Below are 19798 nucleotides of genomic sequence, written 5' to 3' on the forward strand. Positions count from 1 at the left end.
GCTGACAAACCGTAAGGCGAACGCGACCGTTCGTTCGTGCCGAACGAGCGCCCCGGAAAGCCGCGCCAGAGCTGATTGCAAGCTTTCGATCCGTAGTTTTCCCAATATTAGTCAAGTCGGGTCAACCGGCGCCGTTATATAGGCGTTTCACGCTTAGAAGCCGTTTGTATGGCGCGAGCGCGGGCGGCGGGAGCCGAAGTGGCGCTCTCCGACCGCGTGTGGTGCGCGGGTCCCCGATAACCGTGATGTTGCGTTGCCATCGACCGTTCGCGGCCGGTTTGCAGCGTGAGCCAGTTTGATAGAACGCATGTCTCGCACAAAGTTGCTTGCCCGGCTTCGCGCCATTTCCCCCGTCGGACGCCCGTCCGGTGGCTTCGATCTTCAGCGGCTCGCCGCGCCCGCGCTCACCATCGTGATCTGCGTGCTGCTGCTGGTGGTCTTCCAGCACCTTTCCCGCTCGGTCGACTACAAGTCGGTGATCCACTCGCTGCGCGTGATGACGCCGCAGGCCTGGGTCGCCGCGCTGTTCGCGACCGCGCTCTCCTTCGCGGCGCTGGTCGGGCGCGACGCGGTCGGGCTGCGTCATATCGGCGTGACGATGCCGCGTTCTCTGCTGTGGGTCGGCGCGACGGTCGGTTCGGCGCTCGGCAACGTGACGGGCTTCGGCGCGCTGACGGGCGGCGCCGTGCGCTGCCGCGTATACGGCGCGGCCGATGTGACCCCGGCGCAGGTCGGCCGGCTGACGATTTTCACGAGCGTCACGCTCGCGCTCTCCCTCGCGTTCATGGCCGCCGCCGGCATGCTGTTCGGCGCGGGCACGCTCTCCGGCATGATGCATCTTTCGCCGTCCGCGCTGCGCGTGAGCGGCGGCTTGCTTCTCGCCGTGTTTGCGGCGATGGTCATCGTGTGCGGCCGCGAGCCGCGCACGTTGCGCTCGCGCTGGAAGTGGCTCGCGTTCACCGTGCCGGCGCGCCGCGACTTCGTCGCGCAGGCCGCGCTCGCGGTCGTCGACGTCCTCGGCGCCGGTCTCGCGCTCTGGGCGCTTCTGCCGAACGCGCAAGTGGGTTTCGGCGACTTCATGACGGTGTTCTCCGCGGCCATGTTGCTTGGCATGATCGGCCATACGCCCGGCGGCGTCGGCGTGTTCGAGGCGGCGATGGTGTTCGCGCTCGGCGGGAGCGCCCACACGCCGGACGTGCTGGCCGCGCTGCTCGCGTATCGCGCGATCTACTTCGGCCTGCCGTTGATCCTCTCGGCGGGCGTGATGGCGGCGTTCGAAGGCCGCGCGCTCAAGGGCCGCTTCGGTTTCCTCAGCCCGCGCAACGTCTCGCAGCTCGCGCCGGTGTTCCTGTCGATCGTCACGTTCGCCGCCGGCTCGATGCTCGTGATCTCGGGCGCGACGCCCGCGTTCAAGATGCGTATCGCGCTGTTGCAGACGATCCTCCCGCTGTGGGTGCTGGAAAGCTCCCAACTGCTCGGCTCCGTGCTCGGCGTGCTGCTGCTTTTCGTCGCGCGCGGCCTGATGCGCAGGCTGGACGCGGCCTGGTGGCTCGCGCTCATCCTTGCCGTGACGAACCTCGCGCTGTCGCTGGCGAAGGGTCTCGCGTTCGTCGAAGTGGGCGTGCTGGCTTTCCTCGTCGTGCTGCTCGTCGCGACGCGGGAGCGCTTCAACCGCCGTTCGTCGCTCTTCGCCGAGCGCTTCACCGCGACGTGGCTGATTTCTATCGGCGTCGTGATGGCGCTCGCCGTGTGGATCATGTTCTTCGCCTTCCGCGATGTGCCGTACAGCCGCGATCTCTGGTGGCAATTCGCCTTCGACGAGCGCGCCCCGCGTGCGCTGCGCGCGACGCTCGCGGCGGCGGTGTTCGCGTCGGCGTTCGGGGTGTGGCAACTGTTGCGCCCGGCCGCTGGCCGTTTCGTGAAACCGGTACCGCAGGATCTCGCCGATGCCGCGCGCATTTTCCGCGCGCAGGAACGCAGCGACGCCGGCCTCGCGATGATGGGCGACAAGAGCTTCATCTTCTCCGAGTCGCGCGAAGCCTTCCTGATGTACGCGAAGCACGGCCGCACGTGGGCGGCGCTGCACGATCCGGTCGGTCCGCGACGCGAATGGGCGGAACTGATCCGCAAGTTCGTCGAGCTGGCGCACGCCCACAATGGCCGCGCGGCGTTCTATCAGGTCCGCGCCGACGCGCTGCCGCTCTATCTCGACGCCGGCCTCACGCTGATGAAACTCGGCGAGGAAGCGCACGTCGCGCTGTCGGAATTCGATCTGAAGGGTTCGCACCGCTCGCATTTGCGCTATGCGCTCAAGCGCGGCGAACGCGATGGCTTCGACACGGAAGTGATCGCGCCGCAACAGATCGCCGCCAGCCTGCCGATGCTGCGCGCGATTTCCGACGACTGGCTCGAAAGCCGCTCCGCGCGCGAAAAGAGCTTCTCGGTGGCCGCGTTCAATGAGGACTATCTCTCGGCGCAGTCGGTGCTGCTCGTGCGCCAGCAGGGCGCGCCGGTCGCGTTCGTCACCTTCATGACGACCGACATGAACACCGAAGCGACCGTCGGCGTGATGCGCCACGTCGCCGCGGCGTCGCCGTACGCGATGGAATACCTCTTCACCAAGCTCGCGCTGCATCTGAAGGAAGCGGGATTCAAGTCGTTGTCGCTCGGCATCGCGCCGTTGTCGGGCATGGAGCCGACGCCGCTCGCGTCGCACTGGCATCGGCTTGCGGGGCTCGTGTGGCGCTTCGGCGGGCGGTTCTACAACTTCCGCGGGCTGCGCGGATTCAAGAGCAAGTTCCAGCCGCGCTGGGAGCCGCGCTATCTGGCGGCGTCCGGCTCGGTCGGCGTATTTTTCACTTTGGCGGATCTTTCGCTCCTCGCGGGCGGTTGGCGTTCATGAAATTCCTTTGCAAGAAAGCGACGGCGCTCGTAGCGGCCGTTGTCTGTGGTGTGGCTCTGTCCGGTTTTGCGCACGCGGCGGAGTCGATTTCCGGCGGCCGTTACGGCCAGGTCACGCTCACGAAGCCAACCGGCGAGATGACCGGCTTCGTCGTGCTGTTCTCTGAGAAAAGCGGCTGGACCCCGTCCGACCAGCAAGCCGCCGACGCGCTTGCCGCCAAAGGCGCGATGGTCATCGGCGTCGACACACCGCGCTACGCCGCGCGTGTGGCCGCCGACAAGACCGAGACGTCCTGTCACAACCTCGTCGGCGATGCGGAGAACATGAGCCATCAGCTCGAACGCACCGTTCAGTCGAACCATTATTTCTCGCCGATTCTCGTCGGCACGGGGCAGGGCGCGATCCTCGCGGAGCGCTCGCTCGGTCAGGCGCCCGACAACACCGTCGCGGGCGCGGTGTCGCTCGCGGCGGACGCCCAGCTCGACGCGCGTTTCAATCCGTGCCCGCCGGACCCGACCATCATCCACGCGAAGGGCTTGCCGGGCTTCCTGGAGCGCGGCGCGCTGCAGCCGACGCGCTCGAAGACCGACGCCCTCGTCGCGATGACCTCGCCGCATCTGAAAAAGGCCGAGCCGGTTGCCGACAGCGATGTCTCCGACCTCCCGCTGATCGAACTGCGCGCGGCGCAACCGACCGATCTGCTCGCGATCGTCATCTCCGGCGACGGCGGCTGGCGCGATCTCGACAAAACGATGGCGCTCGCGCTGCAACGCGATGGCGTGTCGGTGATCGGCATCGATTCGCTGCGCTACTTCTGGAGTGAAAAGACGCCGCAGCAGACGGCCAGCGATCTTGCGCGCGTGATCCGCGCATACAACGCGCGCTGGCATACGAAGCATGTTGCGCTGCTCGGCTATTCGTTCGGCGCGGACGTGATGCCGTTCGCGTACAACCGTCTCCCGGACGCGGTGCGCGAGCAGGTCTCGTATATCTCGCTGATGGGTTTTTCGCCGGCGGCGGATTTTCAGATCCGCGTCACGGGCTGGCTCGGCATGCCGGCGAGCGAGAAGGCGCTCAACGTGCGGCCCGAGCTGAACAAGCTGCCGCCGTCGATGGTGCAATGCATCTACGGCGAGAAGGAAGAGGACACGTTGTGTCCGCAGCTTGTGAAGACGGGCATCGAAGTGGTGAAGCTCCCTGGCGATCATCACTTCGGCGGCGACTACGATGCGCTCGCGCGGCGCATTCTCGCGGGCTGGCGCAAGCAGATCGCGGCGCGGCAGGGTTGATCCGCTGATATGGCGAGGCGCGGATCAACCCGTGATTCGCGCCTCGCTTTTTTTATCTGATCGAAATCCCCGAACTCATTTGAGCGGTCCGAGATAATCCCGTTTCCCGATCGGCGCGCCGAGATGGCGAAGGATGTCGTGCGTCGTGGCGACGTGGAAGTAGAAGTTCGGCAACCCGAAGCCGAACAGATAATCGTCGCCCGAGAACGACGGCGAAAAATCCGGAAACTTCAGCGTGACCGTGCGCGTTTCGCTGCCAGCGAGCGATGCCTTGTCGATGCTCTTCAGAAACGCGATCGTCTTCTCGATGCGCGCGTGCAGCGACGCAAAACTGTCCTCGTTGTCCTCGAAGCGCGGCGCCTCGATGTCCGCGAGACGCGCCGCCGACAGCTTCGCCGTGTCGCTTGCGCGCTGGATTTGCGCGACGAGCGGCAACATGTCGGGCGCGAGGCGCGCGTTGAGCACATCGTCGTGGGCGAGGCCTTTTTCATCGGCGAAGGCGGCGCCTTTCTTGAGCAGGTCCGCGCAGACTTCGAGCCCGCGAATGAAAACCGGAATCGATGCGCGATACATCGTGAGAGACATGGGCTGGTGCTCCTTGAGGTTCTGTTTTCGATGACGACAGGGGCCCCAAGCATAGCGCCCGCTGCGTGAGCCTGCTTGAATCTCACGGTTCGGACGGCGCCGCACGCCGCGCTTCCCACGCGCGCAACGCCGCCTCATACCGTTCGAGCGCTTCCTCATACAGATCGAAGACGCACGGATTGCAGCCGCTCTGGCAGCAATCCTCCGGCAACGGACGCTCGGGCGGCGTCGGGAGCGGATCGTCGGCGGGGTCGTGGCGGTTGGTCATGCGATGAGCAGGGCGTAATCGGTTCATCGTGCGTGGGCTTCGCGGCGCGCGCGCGAGTGGCTAAACTTTGGCGGCGGATCGCGCCGCGCGCAATGCGATACTGCGCGGAGCAATCATCCGCCCGCCATCACGTCGATCGGACCGAGGGACTCACGCGATGAACCAGATCGTCAGCCTTGCGATCTCCGCCGCGCTCGCGGGCGCGTTGTTGAGCGGCTGCGCCATGCAGCCGGACGCGTCGGGCGGACCCGGCCAGGATTTTCAGTCCAGTGCGGGCGCGCAAACCGCCTGGAGCGCCGAGATTCGCCGCACGAAGGACGGCATTCCGCATATCCGCGCGGCCGACTGGGGCAGCCTCGGCTTCGGCTTCGGTTATGCGCAGGCGCAGGACAACCTGTGCACGCTCGCCGATGCCTTCGTCACATACCGCGGCGAGCGCTCGGCCTATTTCGGTCCGGAGGCGCGGCCGCCGGCGAGCGCGACCTTCGGCCAGCCACGCAATATCGACGCCGATTTCTTCTTTCGGCTCATGGGCGAACAAGCGGCGGTGGACCGTTACCGCGCCGCACAACCGGCCGAGCTTCGCAATCTGATCGACGGTTTCGCGAACGGCTACAACCGCTATCTCACCGATCTGAACGCGGGCGCCTTTCCGAACGCGCACGCGGCGTGCCGGGGCAAGCCGTGGGTGGGCAAGATCGGCGCCGACGATATTTATCTGCGTCTCATCGCGGCGAATCTCGCGGTCGGCTCGGTCCGCTTTCTGACGCCGATTGCAATCGCGCATCCGCCGAAACGCGCCGACAGCGCGTCTCCCGCGGCGTCGGCGGGATCGCCAGGCGCGCTTGAATCATTACGTTTTTCCATCGGCGAGCATCCGGGCATCGGCAGCAACGCGCTGGCCTTCGGCGCGCCGGTCACGCGCGACAAACGCAGCATCCTGTTCGGCAATCCGCACTGGTTCTGGCGCGGGCCCGACCGGTTCTATCAGGCGCAACTGACGATTCCGGGTCAGGTGAACGTCGCGGGCGTGTCGTTTCTCGGCGTGCCGCTGATCGTGCTCGGCTTCAACGAAAACATCGCGTGGACGCATACGGTGTCGAGCGCGCGCCGTTTCGGCATCTTCCAGTTGACGCTCGATCCCGCCGATCCGACGCGCTATCTCGTCGATGGCCGCAGCGAGGCGATGACGCCCGTCGCGCTCACGGTGCGCTCGCGCCGCGCCGATGGCGCTTACGAATCAGTGTCGCGCACGCTTTACCGCACGCGTTTCGGGCCGGTCGTCGATCTCTCGCCGATAGCACAGGGCCTCGGCTGGAGCACGCAGCGCGCCTACGCGCTCGCCGACGTCAACATCGACAACGCGCGCGCGTTCCAGAACTTTTTCGCGTGGAATCAGGCGCGCTCGCTCAACGATTTCATGGCGATCCAGAAGCGCTACGCCGCGATGCCGTGGGCGAACACCTTCGCGATCGGGCGCGGCGACGAGCGTGTCTGGTTCGCCGACATCGGCCCGATCCCGAACGTGCCCGACGCGCTCGCGGAATCGTGCACGACGCCCGCCGGGCGCGCGTTCGCGGGGCGCGTGCCGGGTGTGCCGTTCCTCGACGGATCGAAGAGCGCGTGCGCGTGGCGCGTCGATTCGACTAGCGTGCAGCCCGGCGCGCTGTCCGTCGAGCAGTTGCCGAGCACCGTGCGCGGCGATTACGTCGGCAATTTCAACGACAGCTACTGGCTCACCAACGCGAACGCGCCACTGTCGGGGTATCCGCGCATCGCGGGCGCGGCGCGCGTCGAGCAGTCGCTGCGCACGCGTTACGGCCATCTGCTCGCCGCGCGTCTGCAACGCGAACGTGGCGGCATCACGCGCGAGGCGCTCGAATCGGCCGTGCTGGAGACCCATTCGATGTCCGAGCGCCTCTTTCGCAAGCCGTTGCTGGACGCGGTCTGCACGGTGAACGAAGCGGTCGGCCCGCTGCACGAAGCCTGCGAGGTTCTGCGCAACTGGAACGGCACGGCGGACATCGACGCACGCGGCGCGAATCTGTGGGACGAGTTCTGGTCGCGCGCGACGCGCATCGCGCCGGAACGCCTGTACGAAGCGGGTTTCGATCCGAACAAGCCGCTCGCGACGCCGGGCGGCTTCAACGTCGACAATCCCGCCGTGCTCCAGGATCTGCGCCAGGCGCTCGGCGGCGCGGCGCTCGCATTGAAACTGAACGGCTTCGCGCTCGATTCGCGACGCGGCGACATTCTCTACACCGAACGCAACGGCGCGCGCGTGCCGCTCTACGGCGGCTGCGACGAGGCCGGCTACTTCACGATCGTCTGCGCGCGGCGTCCGCTCGATCCGAAGGGCTATCCGATGGACATCAGCGGCCAGGGCGACAGCTACGTGCAGGTCGTCACCTTCGGCGAGAACGGCGTGGAAGCCGACACCATGCTTTCGCACGCCGAATCCGACGACCCGGCTTCGCCGCACTCGGGCGACGCGACGCGCGCGTTCGCGGCGAAACGCTGGTCGCGCTTTCCGTTCACCGAACAGGCGATCGTTGCCGATCCGGCGGTGACGCGCGTGGTCGTTTCGGGCGCGCCCGACGAAGGAACGGGCGCGCCGGGACGCTGAAAAAAATCACGCAAAAGGCACGGGCGCGGCCCGCCACTGGTCGAGTCGAGCGTAAATCCCGTCTATCATTGAAGTTTGCCTCGAATGGAAACACGGTCATGACTATCGGCGACAGCACGCAACACGACGAAGCAGTCCGGCTCGACCCGGCCGCGCTGCAGGGTTTCGTGGATCGCAAATGGAACGACGAGATCGTGCCCGCACTGACCGATTACATCGCAGTGCCCGCGAAAAGCCCGATGTTCGATAGCGACTGGGCGCGCCACGGCTTCATCGAACGCGTGGTCACGGACGCGGTCGATTGGGTCAAGACGCAGCCAGTGAAGGGACTCAAGGTCGAGATCGTGCGCTTGCCCGAGCGCACGCCCGTCATCTTTTTCGAAGCGCCTGCAACGCGCTCCGGCAGCACGGAAACGGTCGTGCTTTATGGCCATCTGGACAAGCAGCCGGAATTCGAAGGATGGCGCAGCGATCTCGGTCCGTGGACGCCGAAACTCGAGGACGGCAAGCTCTACGGCCGCGGCGGCGCCGATGACGGCTACGCCACCTACGCCAGCATCACCGCGCTCGCGGCGCTGGACGCGCAGGGCGTCGAGCGGCCGCGCTGCGTGGGCATCATCGAGACCTGCGAGGAATCCGGCAGCTACGATCTGTTGCCTTACATCGACGCCTTGCGCGACCGCCTCGGCGACGTCGGCCTCGTGATCTGCCTCGACTCCGGCGCGGGCAACTACGATCAGCTCTGGCTCACGACCTCGCTGCGCGGTCTCGTGGCCGGCGATCTGGAAGTGCAGGTGCTGGACGAAGGCATTCACTCGGGCGGCTACGGCGGCATCGCGCCATCGACGTTCCGCATCATGCGGCAATTGTTCGAGCGTCTCGAAGATGCGGGCACGGGCAATCTGCTGCCCGAAAGCTTTCACTGTCCGGTTCCGATGCTGCGCCGCCGCGAAACCGAGGTGACCGCGCGCATCCTCGGTGACGATGTCTGGAAGAAGCTCCCGTGGGCCTGCGGTGCGGATGGCAGCAGCGTTCTGCCGACCACCACCGATCCGCGCGAAGCGTTGCTCAATTCGACCTGGCGTCCTTCGTTGACGGTCACGGGCGCGTCAGGTCTGCCGCCGCTCGCGGATGCGGGCAACGTGCTCGCGCCGCGCACCGCGTTCAAGCTGTCGCTGCGCCTGCCTCCGCTCGTCGACGCGGCCAAGGCGGTCGTGCAACTGCAACGCCTGCTCGAAATGGACCCGCCGTACAACGCCAAGGTGACATTCAAGCCCGAAGCGGGCGCGGCGACCGGCTGGAACGCGCCCGATCTCGCGCCCTGGCTCGCGACGTCGCTCAATGAGGCGTCGAAGCGGCACTTCGGCGCGAATGTCGCGTATATCGGGCAGGGCGGCACGATTCCACTGATGAACACGCTCAAGGAAGGTTTCCCGCGCTCGCAGTTCATGGTGTGCGGCGTGCTCGGTCCGAAGTCGAACGCGCACGGCCCGAACGAATTCCTGCACATTCCATACGCGAAGAAGCTGACGGCCTCGGTCGCGGAGGTGATCGCGGCGGCGCCTTAAGGGTTTCATCTCGATCGACTGCATGGAAAGCCCGGCGTGTCCGGGCTTTTTTTCAGCGATTCTGTAAAACAAACTGGTAAGGCCAGTTGATCGTCTGTAAAGTGATAAGCCCGCGCGCGCTTCAACAAAGGACGCGCGCGCGAGCGATCAACCAAGGAGACGAGTGCCGCAATGAATGCATCCCCCACGTCCATGACTTCCGCCACCGAACAGCGCATTGCCGCCGACACGCTGCACGCCTATGTCCGCGCGATCTTCGAATCCGCCGGCAGCGCGCCGCGCGAAGCGGAACTGGTCGCGGATCACCTCGTGATGTCGAATCTGTCGGGCCACGATTCACATGGCGTCGGCATGATCCCGCGCTATGTCGCCTCGCTCGGCGAGGGCCAGTTGAAGCTCAATACGCACGCCGAGATCGTGCGCGACGCGGGCGCCGTGCTGACCGTCGATGGCCGCAAGGGCTTCGGGCAGGTCGTTGCCTTCGAGGCGATGGAACACGGCATCGAGCGCGCGAAGAAGCTCGGCGTGTGCGCGGTCGGGTTGCGCAACGCGCATCACATCGGGCGCATCGGCCATTGGGCGGAGCAGTGCGCGAAGGCGGGGCTCGTGTCGTTCCACTTCGTCAACGTGGCGGGCGATCCGCTCGTCGCTCCGTTCGGCGGCATCGACCGGCGTTTCGGCACGAATCCGTTCTGCGCCGCGTATCCGCGCGACGGCAAGAGCCCGCTCGTGCTCGATTTCGCGACGGCCGGCATCGCGTACGGCAAGACGCGCGTCGCCTACAACAAGGGCGTGAAAGTCGCGCCGGGCATGCTGCTCGATCACGAAGGCAAGCCGACCGTCGAGCCGAAGGTGATGCACGAAGAGCCGTTCGGCTCGCTCACCGCGTTCGGCCTGCACAAGGGGTCGGGGCTCGCCGCGCTGTGCGAGATTTTCGGCGGGGCGCTGTCGGGCGGCTACACGACGCACGACAGCACGCTCGAGCAGTCGAGCGCGATCATCAACTGCATGACCTCGGTGATTCTCGATCCGAACGCGTTCGACGCACCCGCCGCGCAAGCGGAAGCCGAAGCGTTCCTCGAATGGATGAAGGCGTCGCCGCGCGCGGAAGGCGTCGATGCGATCTACGCGCCGGGCGAGCCGGAAGAGGCGCGTCGCGCGGACCGCACGGCGAACGGTATCGCCATCGATCCGACGACCTGGAAGCAGATTCGCGATTCGGCTGCGACGTCGGGCATGCCGGAAGCGCAAATCGAACAGTTCGCAGCCGCGCTGAAGTAATTCGCCGACGGCGTGCGCGGCAAATTGGTCAAGCCAGTTTGCCGCGCCGATCGCGATCAGCCGACCATATCCTTCTCGATCCACTCGACGACGGACGTGCGCTTCGGCTGCCAGCCGAGCATCTCGCGCGTGCGCTTGCTGCGCACGCGGCTGTTCGAGCCGAGCCCGTACGAGGCCATTTCATAGCCCCATTCCTCGATCGCGTCTTCGAGCGGCCAGTCCTCGGGCCCGCGCAGGTTCAGCGCCTTCGCCATCGCGGCGGTCATGTCGCGAAATTGCGCCTCGCCGCTTTCGACGAAATAGAACGTCCCCGCCGGGGATTTCTCCAGCGCGAGTCGATAGATCGCGACGACATCGTCGATATGCACGTTCGACCAGATATTCAGACCGCGTCCCACGTGGCGCACGATGCCGCTCTTCTTCGCCTGCCGTTCCAGACGCGGCAACTGCACGCTCGCCGTGTCCGGCACCGCGCCGTGGCCGTAGATCAGCGTGTTGCAGAGCACGGCCGAGCGCACGCCGCGCCGGGCCGCCGCGAGCACGAGATTGTCGATCGCCACGCGCGGCGCCTTGTCGGGCGTAGGCTCCGGCAGGTCGTCCTCGGTGTAGATGTTGTCCGACGCCTCGCCGCCCGACGCGTCGCCGACGATACTCGAACCGCTCGTATGCAGAAACGGCTTGTTCGACCCTTCCAGCGCGCCGATCAGCGCCTCGACCGCGCCGCGATGATCGCTGCTCGCCGCGTTGATGACCGCGTCGGCGGCGCGGGCTTCGGCGACGAGCAGCGCCGTGTCGTCCAGACTGCCGATCACCGGTTCGATGTTCAGGCGCTTCAGATCGTCGGCCTGCTCCGCGCGCCGGATCAGCCCGCGCACGCGATGTCCGTCGCGCGCGAGTCCCGCCGCAATCGATCCGCCGATGAAACCGCCCGCGCCCGTAATGAAGATGTTCATGTTTGTGCTCCATTGAATGTTCAAACTACGATGGGCACAGTATGAGCCGCTTCGACTTTCGCAAAAACGGTGATAGTCTCAAATGAAACTTGACTCAGAATCAACAATCCGCAACTGAGCTGCACCCAACCCGAACCGACGATGCCACCGATCGAAACCATCAATGCACCCGGCCTGCCGATTCCCGCCGGCCACTACAGCCACGCGACACGCGCGGGCAATCTCGTCTGCGTGTCCGGCCAGTTGCCGATCCGCCCCGACGGCACGCATACCGGCGACCTGCCGTTCGAAGCGCAGGCCGAACAGACGCTCGCCAATCTGCGCACCGTGCTCGAAGCGGCGGGCGCGCGCCTGACGGATTGCATCGAAGTGACGGTGTATCTCGTTGGCGTGGAGCACTGGAAGACGTTCAACGAGATCTACGCGCGCCACTTCGGCGACTGGAAGCCGGCGCGCGCCGTCGTACCTGTCGGCGCGTTGCACTACGGCTATCTGCTCGAAATTGCCGCGCGCGCGTGGGTCGAGCGCGCGTAGCCGCTACGCCAGATCCAGCGATTTCGTCAGATCGCCGAGCGGCGGCTGGCCGTTCGCGGCGAACGCGCGATCCCGGTTCGCCACGCCGTCGAGCGGCGCCAGATCGTGCACGCGCGAGATGAAACGCAGGATCGAGTTGGTGTCGTACACGGTGTGATCGACATAGCCCTTTTTCGCGAACGGCGAGATCACGAGCGCGGGAATGCGCGAGCCCGGCCCCCAGCGGTCGCCCTTCGGCGGAGCGACGTGGTCCCACCAGCCGCCGTTTTCGTCGACGGTCACGATCACGACCGTGTTCTGCCACTGCGGCCCGCGCCGGATGTGCTCGATCACGTTCGTGATATGCCGGTCGCCCGAGGCGACATCGGCGTAACCCGCGTGCATGTTGAGATTGCCCTGCGGCTTGTAGAACGTGACGGCCGGCAGACGGCCCGCGTCGATGTCCGCGAGCAGCTTGTTCGTCGATGGATCGTCGCCGAGACCCGCGTCCCGCAGATGCCGAGCGCGCGCCGCCGTGCCCGGCGCATAGTTCGCGAAGTAGTTGAACGGCTGATGGTGGTACTGAAAATCCGGCACCGCGCCGGTATCGCGGTGCTCCAGCGCGTATTGCCACGCGCCGCTATACCAGGCCCAGTCGATGTTCTTGTCCGACAGCCGGTCGCCGATGGTCGCGTAGCTCTGCGGTGGCAGCACGAGCGCATTGGCACGGTCCGCGTAACGCGGATCGCCGTCTTTCGGCGGCGGCACATTGCTCGGCTGATACGGCGGGAACATGGTATTGACCGCGTAGCCGTCGGCGGTGAGCGCGCCGTCGCGGACGAACTTCGGCGGCCCTTCGAGCGCCGATTTGGGTGAATCGGGCGCGAGCTTCAGTCGCGAGCCGGTGGGATCGTCGCCTTCGACGACCGCGAGCAGCTTGGCCGCGGGACCGTTCTTCGCGTCGGGATAGAAGGGCGCCTGCGCGGAGATCAGGAAGATATGGTTCATCCACGAACCGCCGAACGCCGACATGAAGAAGTTGTCGCAGAGCGTGTATTGCTGCGCGAGTCCCCAGAGCTTCAGCGTTTCGGGCGAGTTCTGGTAGTGACCCATCACGAGGCCGCCGGAGTCGCCCCACGCCGCGAACTGATTGTTGCGCCCGGCGTTGATCTGCATCTGGTTCTGATAGAAACGATGCACGAGATCACGCGTGATGACGGAATTGGGCAGCGGCGCACCTTGCGCGTCCATGATCTGGAACGGCGCGTTGCGCAGATCGACGATCTGCTGCTCGCTGATGGCAAAGCGCTTGCCGCCCACTTCCTGCGCCTGTGGCACCAGCCCGCCCCAGATTTTCGGCAGCGTCGGCATGGGCGTCACGCCGTCGCGGTCGAGCTGCGTATAGTGCGACGCCGGCACGGCCGTGAGCGGATACTGCACGCCCGGATAGTTGCCGTAGAGATTGGTGAAGCTGCGGTTCTCCGCATAGATCACGACGATCTGCTGCACCTTCGCCGCCAGCGTGCGGTCGAGTTCGAGATCGGCGGCGGTCTTCGGGGTGGACGGCTTTTGTTCGAACAGGTTGCACCCGCCGAGCGACAGGCCCGCGAGACCCACGCCAGCCGCAAGCAGCCGCCGCCGCGAGGGGTCCGCTGGTGTGTCGTTGCTGGAGGGAAGTTCGTGCTTCGGATGGTCGTTCTCGTTCATCGCCTGACTCCTCGTGACGTGCGGCACGCACCCGATGGCGCGCGCCCGCTTTATCGACGCCGAAAGATCACACGCCCCTCATGCGGCGCCCCGACTTGACCGCCCTGCGACTGGCGGATCAACTGAGCGGCAATGATGCCGCATCGTCGGGCCGCGGGAAACCCGGCCAAACGGCATAGGCAAAAAAACCAAACGTTGCGTAATTCGGCTTATATCTTTCGGCCGACTGGAATCCGCGATGCCGCGTGACTAACATCAACTGAACAACAGCTTTGCTCCGACGAGAACCAGCGTGGCGGCGAGCACCTGGCGCAGCAGTGCTTCGGGCGCCTTCGAGGACAGCATGCTGCCCACGGCAATGCCCGGAATCGAGCCCACGAGGAGCGAGGCGAGCAGCGACCAGTCGACCGAGCCGAGCATCCAGTGGCCCGCGCCGGCAATCAGCGTGAGCGGCACCGCGTGAGCTACGTCCGAGCCCACGATGCGCACGGTCGCGAGGCGCGGATAGAGCAGGAGCAACACGGTCACGCCGATCGCGCCCGCGCCCACGGAGGTGATCGAAACGAGCACGCCGAGAATCGCGCCGGTGAGTACCGTCCAGGCCGCCGTGCGTACGGGGTGTTCAGGCCGGCCGTGGCCCTTTTTGTAAGCGAAACGCGCGAGTTGCGGCCGGAAGATCAGGGAAACGGCTGTAATGAGAAGCGCGGTGCCGAGAATCACCTGGATCAGCCGCGCGGTGCCGGGCGCCGAGATGCCGTGCGTATGCAGGAAATACAGCGTGACGGCCGCCGCTGGCACGCTGCCCGCCGCGAGGCGGCCGGTGATGCGCCAATCGACCGAGCCCTTGATGCCGTGCACGAGCGTGCCGGCAGTCTTGGTCGCGGCGGCGTATAACAGGTCGGTGCCCACGGCGGTCGCGGGATGGATGCCGAACAACAGCACCAGCAAGGGCGTCATCAGCGAACCGCCGCCCACGCCCGTCAGGCCGACCAGGAAGCCCACCGCGAGCCCTGAGGCAGAATAAAGTAAGTCGATATGCGGAAATGACATGCGCGCGGAGAACCCGTCAGGCGTGGTTGGGTCGAAAAACCGTCGATGATAGCGGGTAAGCCGCTCGGTTGCTGCATCAGAGCAACGCTGTCGGCACCTCGAACGCGTGACGGGTGATTCACGAATACCCTTCAGATTACTTTCAGGAAGGCGAGATGGACACACAGGAAAAGACGCAAGGACAGACGCAGCAACAACAGCAACAACAGATGCAGCAGGCGCAGCCGTCGCCCGCGAGCGTGGACGAGGCGTTCATTCCGACCGAGCGCTCCAACATGCCGAGCGAACGGCAATTCGTGCTGAAGTCCGGCAACACCTTCGCCGTCTACGATGCCAACGGCGACATTCGCGGCGGCGACGACGGTCTCTTCGTCAACGATACGCGCGTGCTCTCGGAACTCGTGCTGACCTTCGGCGGGCGCGCGCCGTCGCTGCTCTCCGGCAGCGTATCGAGCGACAACGCCGTGTTCACCGCGCACCTGACGAATCGGCCCCTGCCGCCCATTGGCGGGGCGCGCACGCCTGAGGGCGTGATTCACGTCGAACGCAAGCGCGTGCTGTCGGGGCATGTGCTGCACGAGAGCATCGTGCTCACGAACTACGGCACCGAACCGTCCACCGTCCCGCTCTCCATTTCCTTCGCTGCGGATTTTCTCGATATGTTCGAGGTGCGCGGCGCCAAACGCGGCAAACGCGGCACCTTGCGGCCCCCGGTGGTCGAAAACGGCGAGGTCGTGTTGCGCTACGTCGGTCTGGACGAAGTGGAGCGCACGGCGCGCATCCAGTTCACGCCCGCGCCGGATGTCCTCTCGCCCACGCGCGCCGACTATGCGCTGCATATTCAGTCGGAAACTGCAATTTCCGTGTATCTGTCGGTGACGGCGGTCACGCACGCCCTGAGCGACGCCAGCGAGGAAAGCAAGCGCAATGCAGCCGAAGCGGCCGAGTGCGCGCCCGAATCGGGTCGTCCGGCAATCCGCGAGGCGCTCGTCGAGGCGCATCGGCGCATGCGCGACAGACGTAAGGCGAGCGCGCGCGTGCGGTCGAGCAATCCGCTCTTCAGCGAATGGATCGACCGTTCGCTTGCCGATCTCGGTTTGCTCACGACCGATCTCGAAACTGGGCCGTATCCGTATGCGGGCATCCCGTGGTTCTCGACGGCGTTCGGGCGCGACGCGATCATCACATCGCTGCAAATGCTCTGGCTGCATCCAACGCTTGCGCGCGGCGTGCTGCGCTTTCTAGCCGCACATCAGGCGCGCGAGGACTCGGCGTTCCGCGATGCGGAAATCGGCAAGATCATGCACGAGACGCGCAAGAGCGAGATGGCCGCGACCGGCGAGGTGCCGTTCGCGCTGTATTACGGCGGGGTGGACAGCACGCCGCTCTTCATCGTGCTGGCGGGCGCCTACGCCGAGCGCACCGGCGATCACGCGCTGCTCGATGAAATCTGGCCCGCGCTGCAACTCGCGGCGCAGTGGGTCGCGCGTCATTGCGACAAGAATCCGCACGGTCTGCTCGACTATCAGCGCGCATCCGAGCATGGTCTAGCGAATCAGGGCTGGAAGGACAGCCAGGACTCCGTGTTCCACGCGGACGGGCGCTTCCCGATCGGCCCGATCGCGCTCGTCGAAGTGCAGGCGTACGCGTCGACCGCGTTTTCGACGATGGCGCGTCTCGCCCGCGAGCGCGGCGAAGACGAGCACGCGCACGAGTACGAACGGCGCGCGCGTCACATTCGCGAACGCGTCGAGGCGATGTACTGGATGCCGGAGGCGGAGTTCTACGGCATCGCGCTCGACGGCAAGGGCGATCTGTGCCGCGTGCTGTCGTCGAATGCGGGGCATCTGCTCGCGTTCGATCTCGTCGAGCGCAAGCGCGGCGAAGCCGTCGCGCGTCAGCTCGAATCGACGCTCTTTCACACGGGCTGGGGCGTCCGCACGCTGGCGGCAGGACAGCCGCGCTTCAATCCGATGTCGTATCACAACGGCTCGGTATGGCCGCACGATACGGCACTGTGCGCGCGCGGTCTCGCGCGTTACGGCGATCGCGGCGCGGCCGTCGGCCTGTTGCAGTCGTTGTTCGAAGCGGCGGTCACCTTCGATATGCGCCTGCCGGAGCTGTTCTGCGGATTCACGCGCCAGCGCGGCGAGCGGCCGATTGCCTATCCGGTCGCGTGTCTGCCGCAGGCGTGGGCGGCGGGCGCGCCTTTCATGGTGCTGGAAGCGTGTCTCGGCGTGACCGTCGATGCCGTCAACGATGAAGTCCGCATCGACCGGCCGGAGCTGCCGGAGGGCATCGACTGGCTGGAAATCGGCGATCTGCGCCTCGGCGACAAGACCGCGACGATCACTTTCCGGCGCGTCGGCGGGCAGGTGGTTCCGTCGGTGGAAGGGGACGTACGGGTGGTCGCCGTGCTTTGATGCGGCAGGCGCACAGCGCCGCAAAGGCGCTGTGCGTGTGCCACGCGCTTAAACCGCCACGCTGCCGACGTAGTTCTCGGCGAGCGCGGTAGCGGCCGCACGCGACGTCGTCACGTGCTCCAGTTCCGCCACTTGCAGTCGCTGCTCGAAGGGCGACGTGTCGTCGAGCTTGTGCAGCATGCGCGTCATCCACCACGAGAAATGCTCGGCGCGCCAGACGCGCTTGAGCGCCGTCGCGGTATAGCGCGCGAGTTGCTCCGTGCCACCTTCCTTGTAGAAGTCGACGAGCGCGGCATTCAGCACACGCACGTCCGACACCGCGAGGTTGAGGCCCTTCGCGCCGGTCGGCGGCACGATGTGCGCGGCGTCGCCCGCGAGGAACAGCTTGCCCGACTGCATCGGCGTGGACACGAAGCTGCGCATGCCGACGATGTTCTTCTGGAAGATCTTGCCTTCGGTGATCTGCCAGCCGTCGGCGGTATCGACGCGTGCGTGCAATTCGGCCCAGATGCGGTCGTCGGACCAGGCATCGACCGTATCTTTCGGGTCGCACTGGAAGTACATCCGCTGCACGCCCGGCGAGCGCGTGCTGATGAGCGCGAAGCCGCGGTCGTGACGCGCGTAGATGAGTTCGTCGGAGGAGGGCGGCGCTTCGACCAGAATGCCGAACCAGCCGAACGGATAGATGCGCTGATAATCCTGCCTGACCGCCTCGGGAATCGACTGGCGCGCAACGCCCTGCGAGCCGTCACAGCCGATGATGAAGTCGCATTCCAGCTCTTCGTCGCGGCCTTCGTGCTGATACTTGATGCGCGGTTTGCGATCGCTGCCTTCCTGGAAGTCGTGCAGCGACACGTTCGACACGTTGAACTTCAACGCGCCGTTTGCCGCGAGACGCGCCGCGACCAGATCCTTGATGACTTCATGCTGCGCGTACACCGTGATCGAATGCCCGGTCAGTTCGGTCAGCGCGATGCGCCGGCGCTGGCCTTCGAACGCGAGCTCGAAGCCGTGATGCAGCGCGCCTTCGGCCTGCATGCGCGCGCCGATTCCGGCCTGATTGAGCGTGTCCATCGTGCCTTGTTCGAGCACGCCTGCGCGAATCGTCGATTCGATGTCGTTCTGGCTGCGGGCTTCGAGCACGACGGATTCGATACCGCGCAGATGAAGCAGATGAGAGAGCAGAAGCCCGGCGGGGCCCGCGCCGATGATGCCGACCTGAGTACGCATGTTTGTCTCCGTGAGGCAGTGGTGATGTTGTGCGTACAGTGTCGGCAGAGCGGCCTTATGCCGCAACGCGATACGAAGGATAAGGTCTATCTGTTTTTGAGATAAAGGGCCGAAAATGGCCTGAAAATGCCTGATTTACGGGTAAATCCCTAGACGGCGCGGGCGCTTCGCCCGGGCCGCATGGCCTTATTCCCCTGCTTTTTCCTTCAACTGATTTCGCCGGTATTCCCCCTGGCGCGTGAGCATCCAGCCGGGATATTCCGCGGGCAACTGGCTCACTTCATCGAGCGCGGCGAGTTCGTCTTCGTTCAGGCGCACTTTCGTCGCGGCGATGTTGTCGTCGAGTTGCTCGATCCGCTTAGCCCCGATGATCACGCTCGACACGACCTTCTGATGCAGCAGCCAGGCAAGCGCGATCTGCGCCACCGATACGCCCTTGGTCTCGGCCATGCGCCGCATCACGTCGACGCAGTCGTACGCGCGCTCGACGTTGACGGGCGGAAAATCGAACTTGGTGCGGCGGCTGCCTTCCTCTTTTGCGCCATCGCGCGTGAATTTGCCCGACAGCAAGCCGCCCGCGAGCGGGCTCCACACCATCAGGCCCACGCTCTCGCTTTGCAGCAGCGGCACGATTTCGCGCTCCAGATCGCGGCCCGCGATCGTGTAGTACGCCTGCAGCGACTCGAAGCGCGCGAGCCCGAGCCGCTCGGAAATGCCGAGCGCCTTCATGATCTGCCACGCCGCCCAGTTCGACACGCCGATATAGCGCACATGCCCGTGCTGCACGAGATTGTCGAGCGCGCGCAGCGTTTCCTCGATCGGCGTCGCCGGATCGAAGCCGTGAATCTGGTACAGATCGACGTGATCGAGTTGCAGGCGCTTGAGGCTCGCCTTCACGCCGTCGATGATGTGATAGCGCGACGCGCCGCGCGAATTCGCGCCCTTGGTGCCGGTCTCGCCGAGAATTTTCGTCGCGACGACCACGTTCTCGCGCGGCACCTTCAGATTCTTCAGCGCCTGCCCGGTGATGACTTCCGATTGACCGTCGGCGTAGACATCGGCGGTGTCGATGAAATTGATGCCCGCGTCGAGCGAGCGGCCGATCAGCTTGTCCGCATCGGCCTGCTGCAACTGGCCGATGTTGTCCCAGATTCCGCCCGTGCCGCCGCCGAACGTCATCGTGCCCAGGCACAGTTCAGAGACGAAAAGGCCGGTATTGCCGAATTTCCTGTAGCGCATCATTGCTCCCGATTGACTGGAAAGGCGCGGCATCGCCCGAACTGCACGAGCTGATCAGCGCCGGCAATGCAGTATCGTCCCGGCGCGCGGCCGGCTCATAGCCTGATCCTGTTCAATCCTTGCCTGTTCCTGCAAACGCTGGGGGCGGCCGCGAGCAATCTCGC

14 protein-coding genes are annotated in these 19798 nt (G+C 65.7%); 7 read left to right on the plus strand and 7 right to left on the minus strand.

Annotated features, from left to right (window positions below):
- The first annotated feature begins 307 nt into the window (after positions 1-307).
- Positions 308-2902, plus strand: a complete 2595-nt coding sequence (gene mprF, locus BTHE68_RS16595) for a bifunctional lysylphosphatidylglycerol flippase/synthetase MprF (protein WP_162067406.1) — start codon at positions 308-310, stop codon at positions 2900-2902.
- Positions 2899-4191 (plus strand): virulence factor family protein, encoded by a 1293-nt coding sequence (locus BTHE68_RS16600; RefSeq protein WP_162067407.1) that lies wholly within the window; start codon positions 2899-2901, stop codon positions 4189-4191. The genes mprF and BTHE68_RS16600 overlap by 4 nt, the downstream gene beginning before the upstream one ends.
- A 75-nt stretch (positions 4192-4266) precedes the next feature.
- Here the strand turns inward: BTHE68_RS16600 and BTHE68_RS16605 are convergent, their stop codons facing one another.
- Positions 4267-4776 carry a DUF1993 domain-containing protein gene (locus BTHE68_RS16605; RefSeq protein ID WP_162067408.1) on the minus strand — a complete coding sequence of 170 codons (510 nt, stop codon included), beginning with the start codon at positions 4774-4776 and terminating at the stop codon, positions 4267-4269.
- Positions 4777-4858: 82 nt separating this feature from the next.
- Positions 4859-5044, minus strand: coding sequence for an oxidoreductase-like domain-containing protein (locus BTHE68_RS16610; RefSeq protein ID WP_162067409.1), 186 nt, complete (start codon positions 5042-5044; stop codon positions 4859-4861).
- Between the two features lie 157 nt (positions 5045-5201).
- Between BTHE68_RS16610 and BTHE68_RS16615 the strand changes: the two genes are divergently transcribed.
- The 3 genes from BTHE68_RS16615 (at position 5202) to BTHE68_RS16625 (ending at position 10519) form a co-directional block, all read left to right on the plus strand.
- Positions 5202-7670, plus strand: a complete 2469-nt coding sequence (locus BTHE68_RS16615) for a penicillin acylase family protein (protein WP_162067410.1) — start codon at positions 5202-5204, stop codon at positions 7668-7670.
- A gap of 98 nt (positions 7671-7768) precedes the next feature.
- The gene (locus BTHE68_RS16620) at positions 7769-9238 is read left to right on the plus strand and encodes a M20 family metallopeptidase (RefSeq protein ID WP_162067411.1); all 1470 of its coding nucleotides are present in this window, start codon (positions 7769-7771) and stop codon (positions 9236-9238) included.
- 171 nt (positions 9239-9409) lie between these two features.
- The gene (locus tag BTHE68_RS16625; RefSeq protein ID WP_162067412.1) at positions 9410-10519 is read left to right on the plus strand and encodes a malate/lactate/ureidoglycolate dehydrogenase; all 1110 of its coding nucleotides are present in this window, start codon (positions 9410-9412) and stop codon (positions 10517-10519) included.
- Positions 10520-10575: 56 nt separating this feature from the next.
- Here the strand turns inward: BTHE68_RS16625 and BTHE68_RS16630 are convergent, their stop codons facing one another.
- Positions 10576-11472, minus strand: coding sequence for an NAD-dependent epimerase/dehydratase family protein (locus tag BTHE68_RS16630; RefSeq protein ID WP_162067413.1), 897 nt, complete (start codon positions 11470-11472; stop codon positions 10576-10578).
- 141 nt (positions 11473-11613) lie between these two features.
- Here BTHE68_RS16630 and BTHE68_RS16635 point away from each other — a divergent pair, with 141 nt between their 5' ends.
- Positions 11614-12006: a RidA family protein gene (locus tag BTHE68_RS16635; RefSeq protein ID WP_162067414.1), complete on the plus strand. Its 393-nt coding sequence runs from the start codon at positions 11614-11616 to the stop codon at positions 12004-12006.
- A 3-nt stretch (positions 12007-12009) separates the two neighbouring features.
- On the opposite strand, the gene BTHE68_RS16640 is transcribed toward BTHE68_RS16635, so the two are convergent.
- Positions 12010-13692 (minus strand): acid phosphatase, encoded by a 1683-nt coding sequence (locus BTHE68_RS16640; RefSeq protein ID WP_162067415.1) that lies wholly within the window; start codon positions 13690-13692, stop codon positions 12010-12012.
- A 255-nt stretch (positions 13693-13947) separates the two neighbouring features.
- Positions 13948-14742 carry a sulfite exporter TauE/SafE family protein gene (locus BTHE68_RS16645; protein ID WP_162067416.1) on the minus strand — a complete coding sequence of 265 codons (795 nt, stop codon included), beginning with the start codon at positions 14740-14742 and terminating at the stop codon, positions 13948-13950.
- A 209-nt stretch (positions 14743-14951) separates the two neighbouring features.
- On the opposite strand from BTHE68_RS16645, the gene BTHE68_RS16650 reads away from it, so the two are divergent.
- On the plus strand, positions 14952-17165 hold the full coding sequence (locus BTHE68_RS16650) for an amylo-alpha-1,6-glucosidase (RefSeq protein WP_232078036.1): 2214 nt from the start codon (positions 14952-14954) through the stop codon (positions 17163-17165).
- A gap of 48 nt (positions 17166-17213) precedes the next feature.
- Here the strand turns inward: BTHE68_RS16650 and BTHE68_RS16655 are convergent, their stop codons facing one another.
- Both BTHE68_RS16655 and BTHE68_RS16660 read right to left on the minus strand, forming a co-directional pair.
- Complete coding sequence (locus tag BTHE68_RS16655) at positions 17214-18395, minus strand: 4-hydroxybenzoate 3-monooxygenase (RefSeq protein WP_162067418.1); 1182 nt, start codon at positions 18393-18395, stop codon at positions 17214-17216.
- A 186-nt stretch (positions 18396-18581) separates the two neighbouring features.
- Positions 18582-19634, minus strand: coding sequence for an aldo/keto reductase (locus tag BTHE68_RS16660; protein WP_162068227.1), 1053 nt, complete (start codon positions 19632-19634; stop codon positions 18582-18584).
- Positions 19635-19798 lie beyond the last annotated feature (164 nt).

The organism is Burkholderia sp. THE68, assembly GCF_009938265.1.
In the GTDB taxonomy this organism is placed as follows: domain Bacteria; phylum Pseudomonadota; class Gammaproteobacteria; order Burkholderiales; family Burkholderiaceae; genus Caballeronia.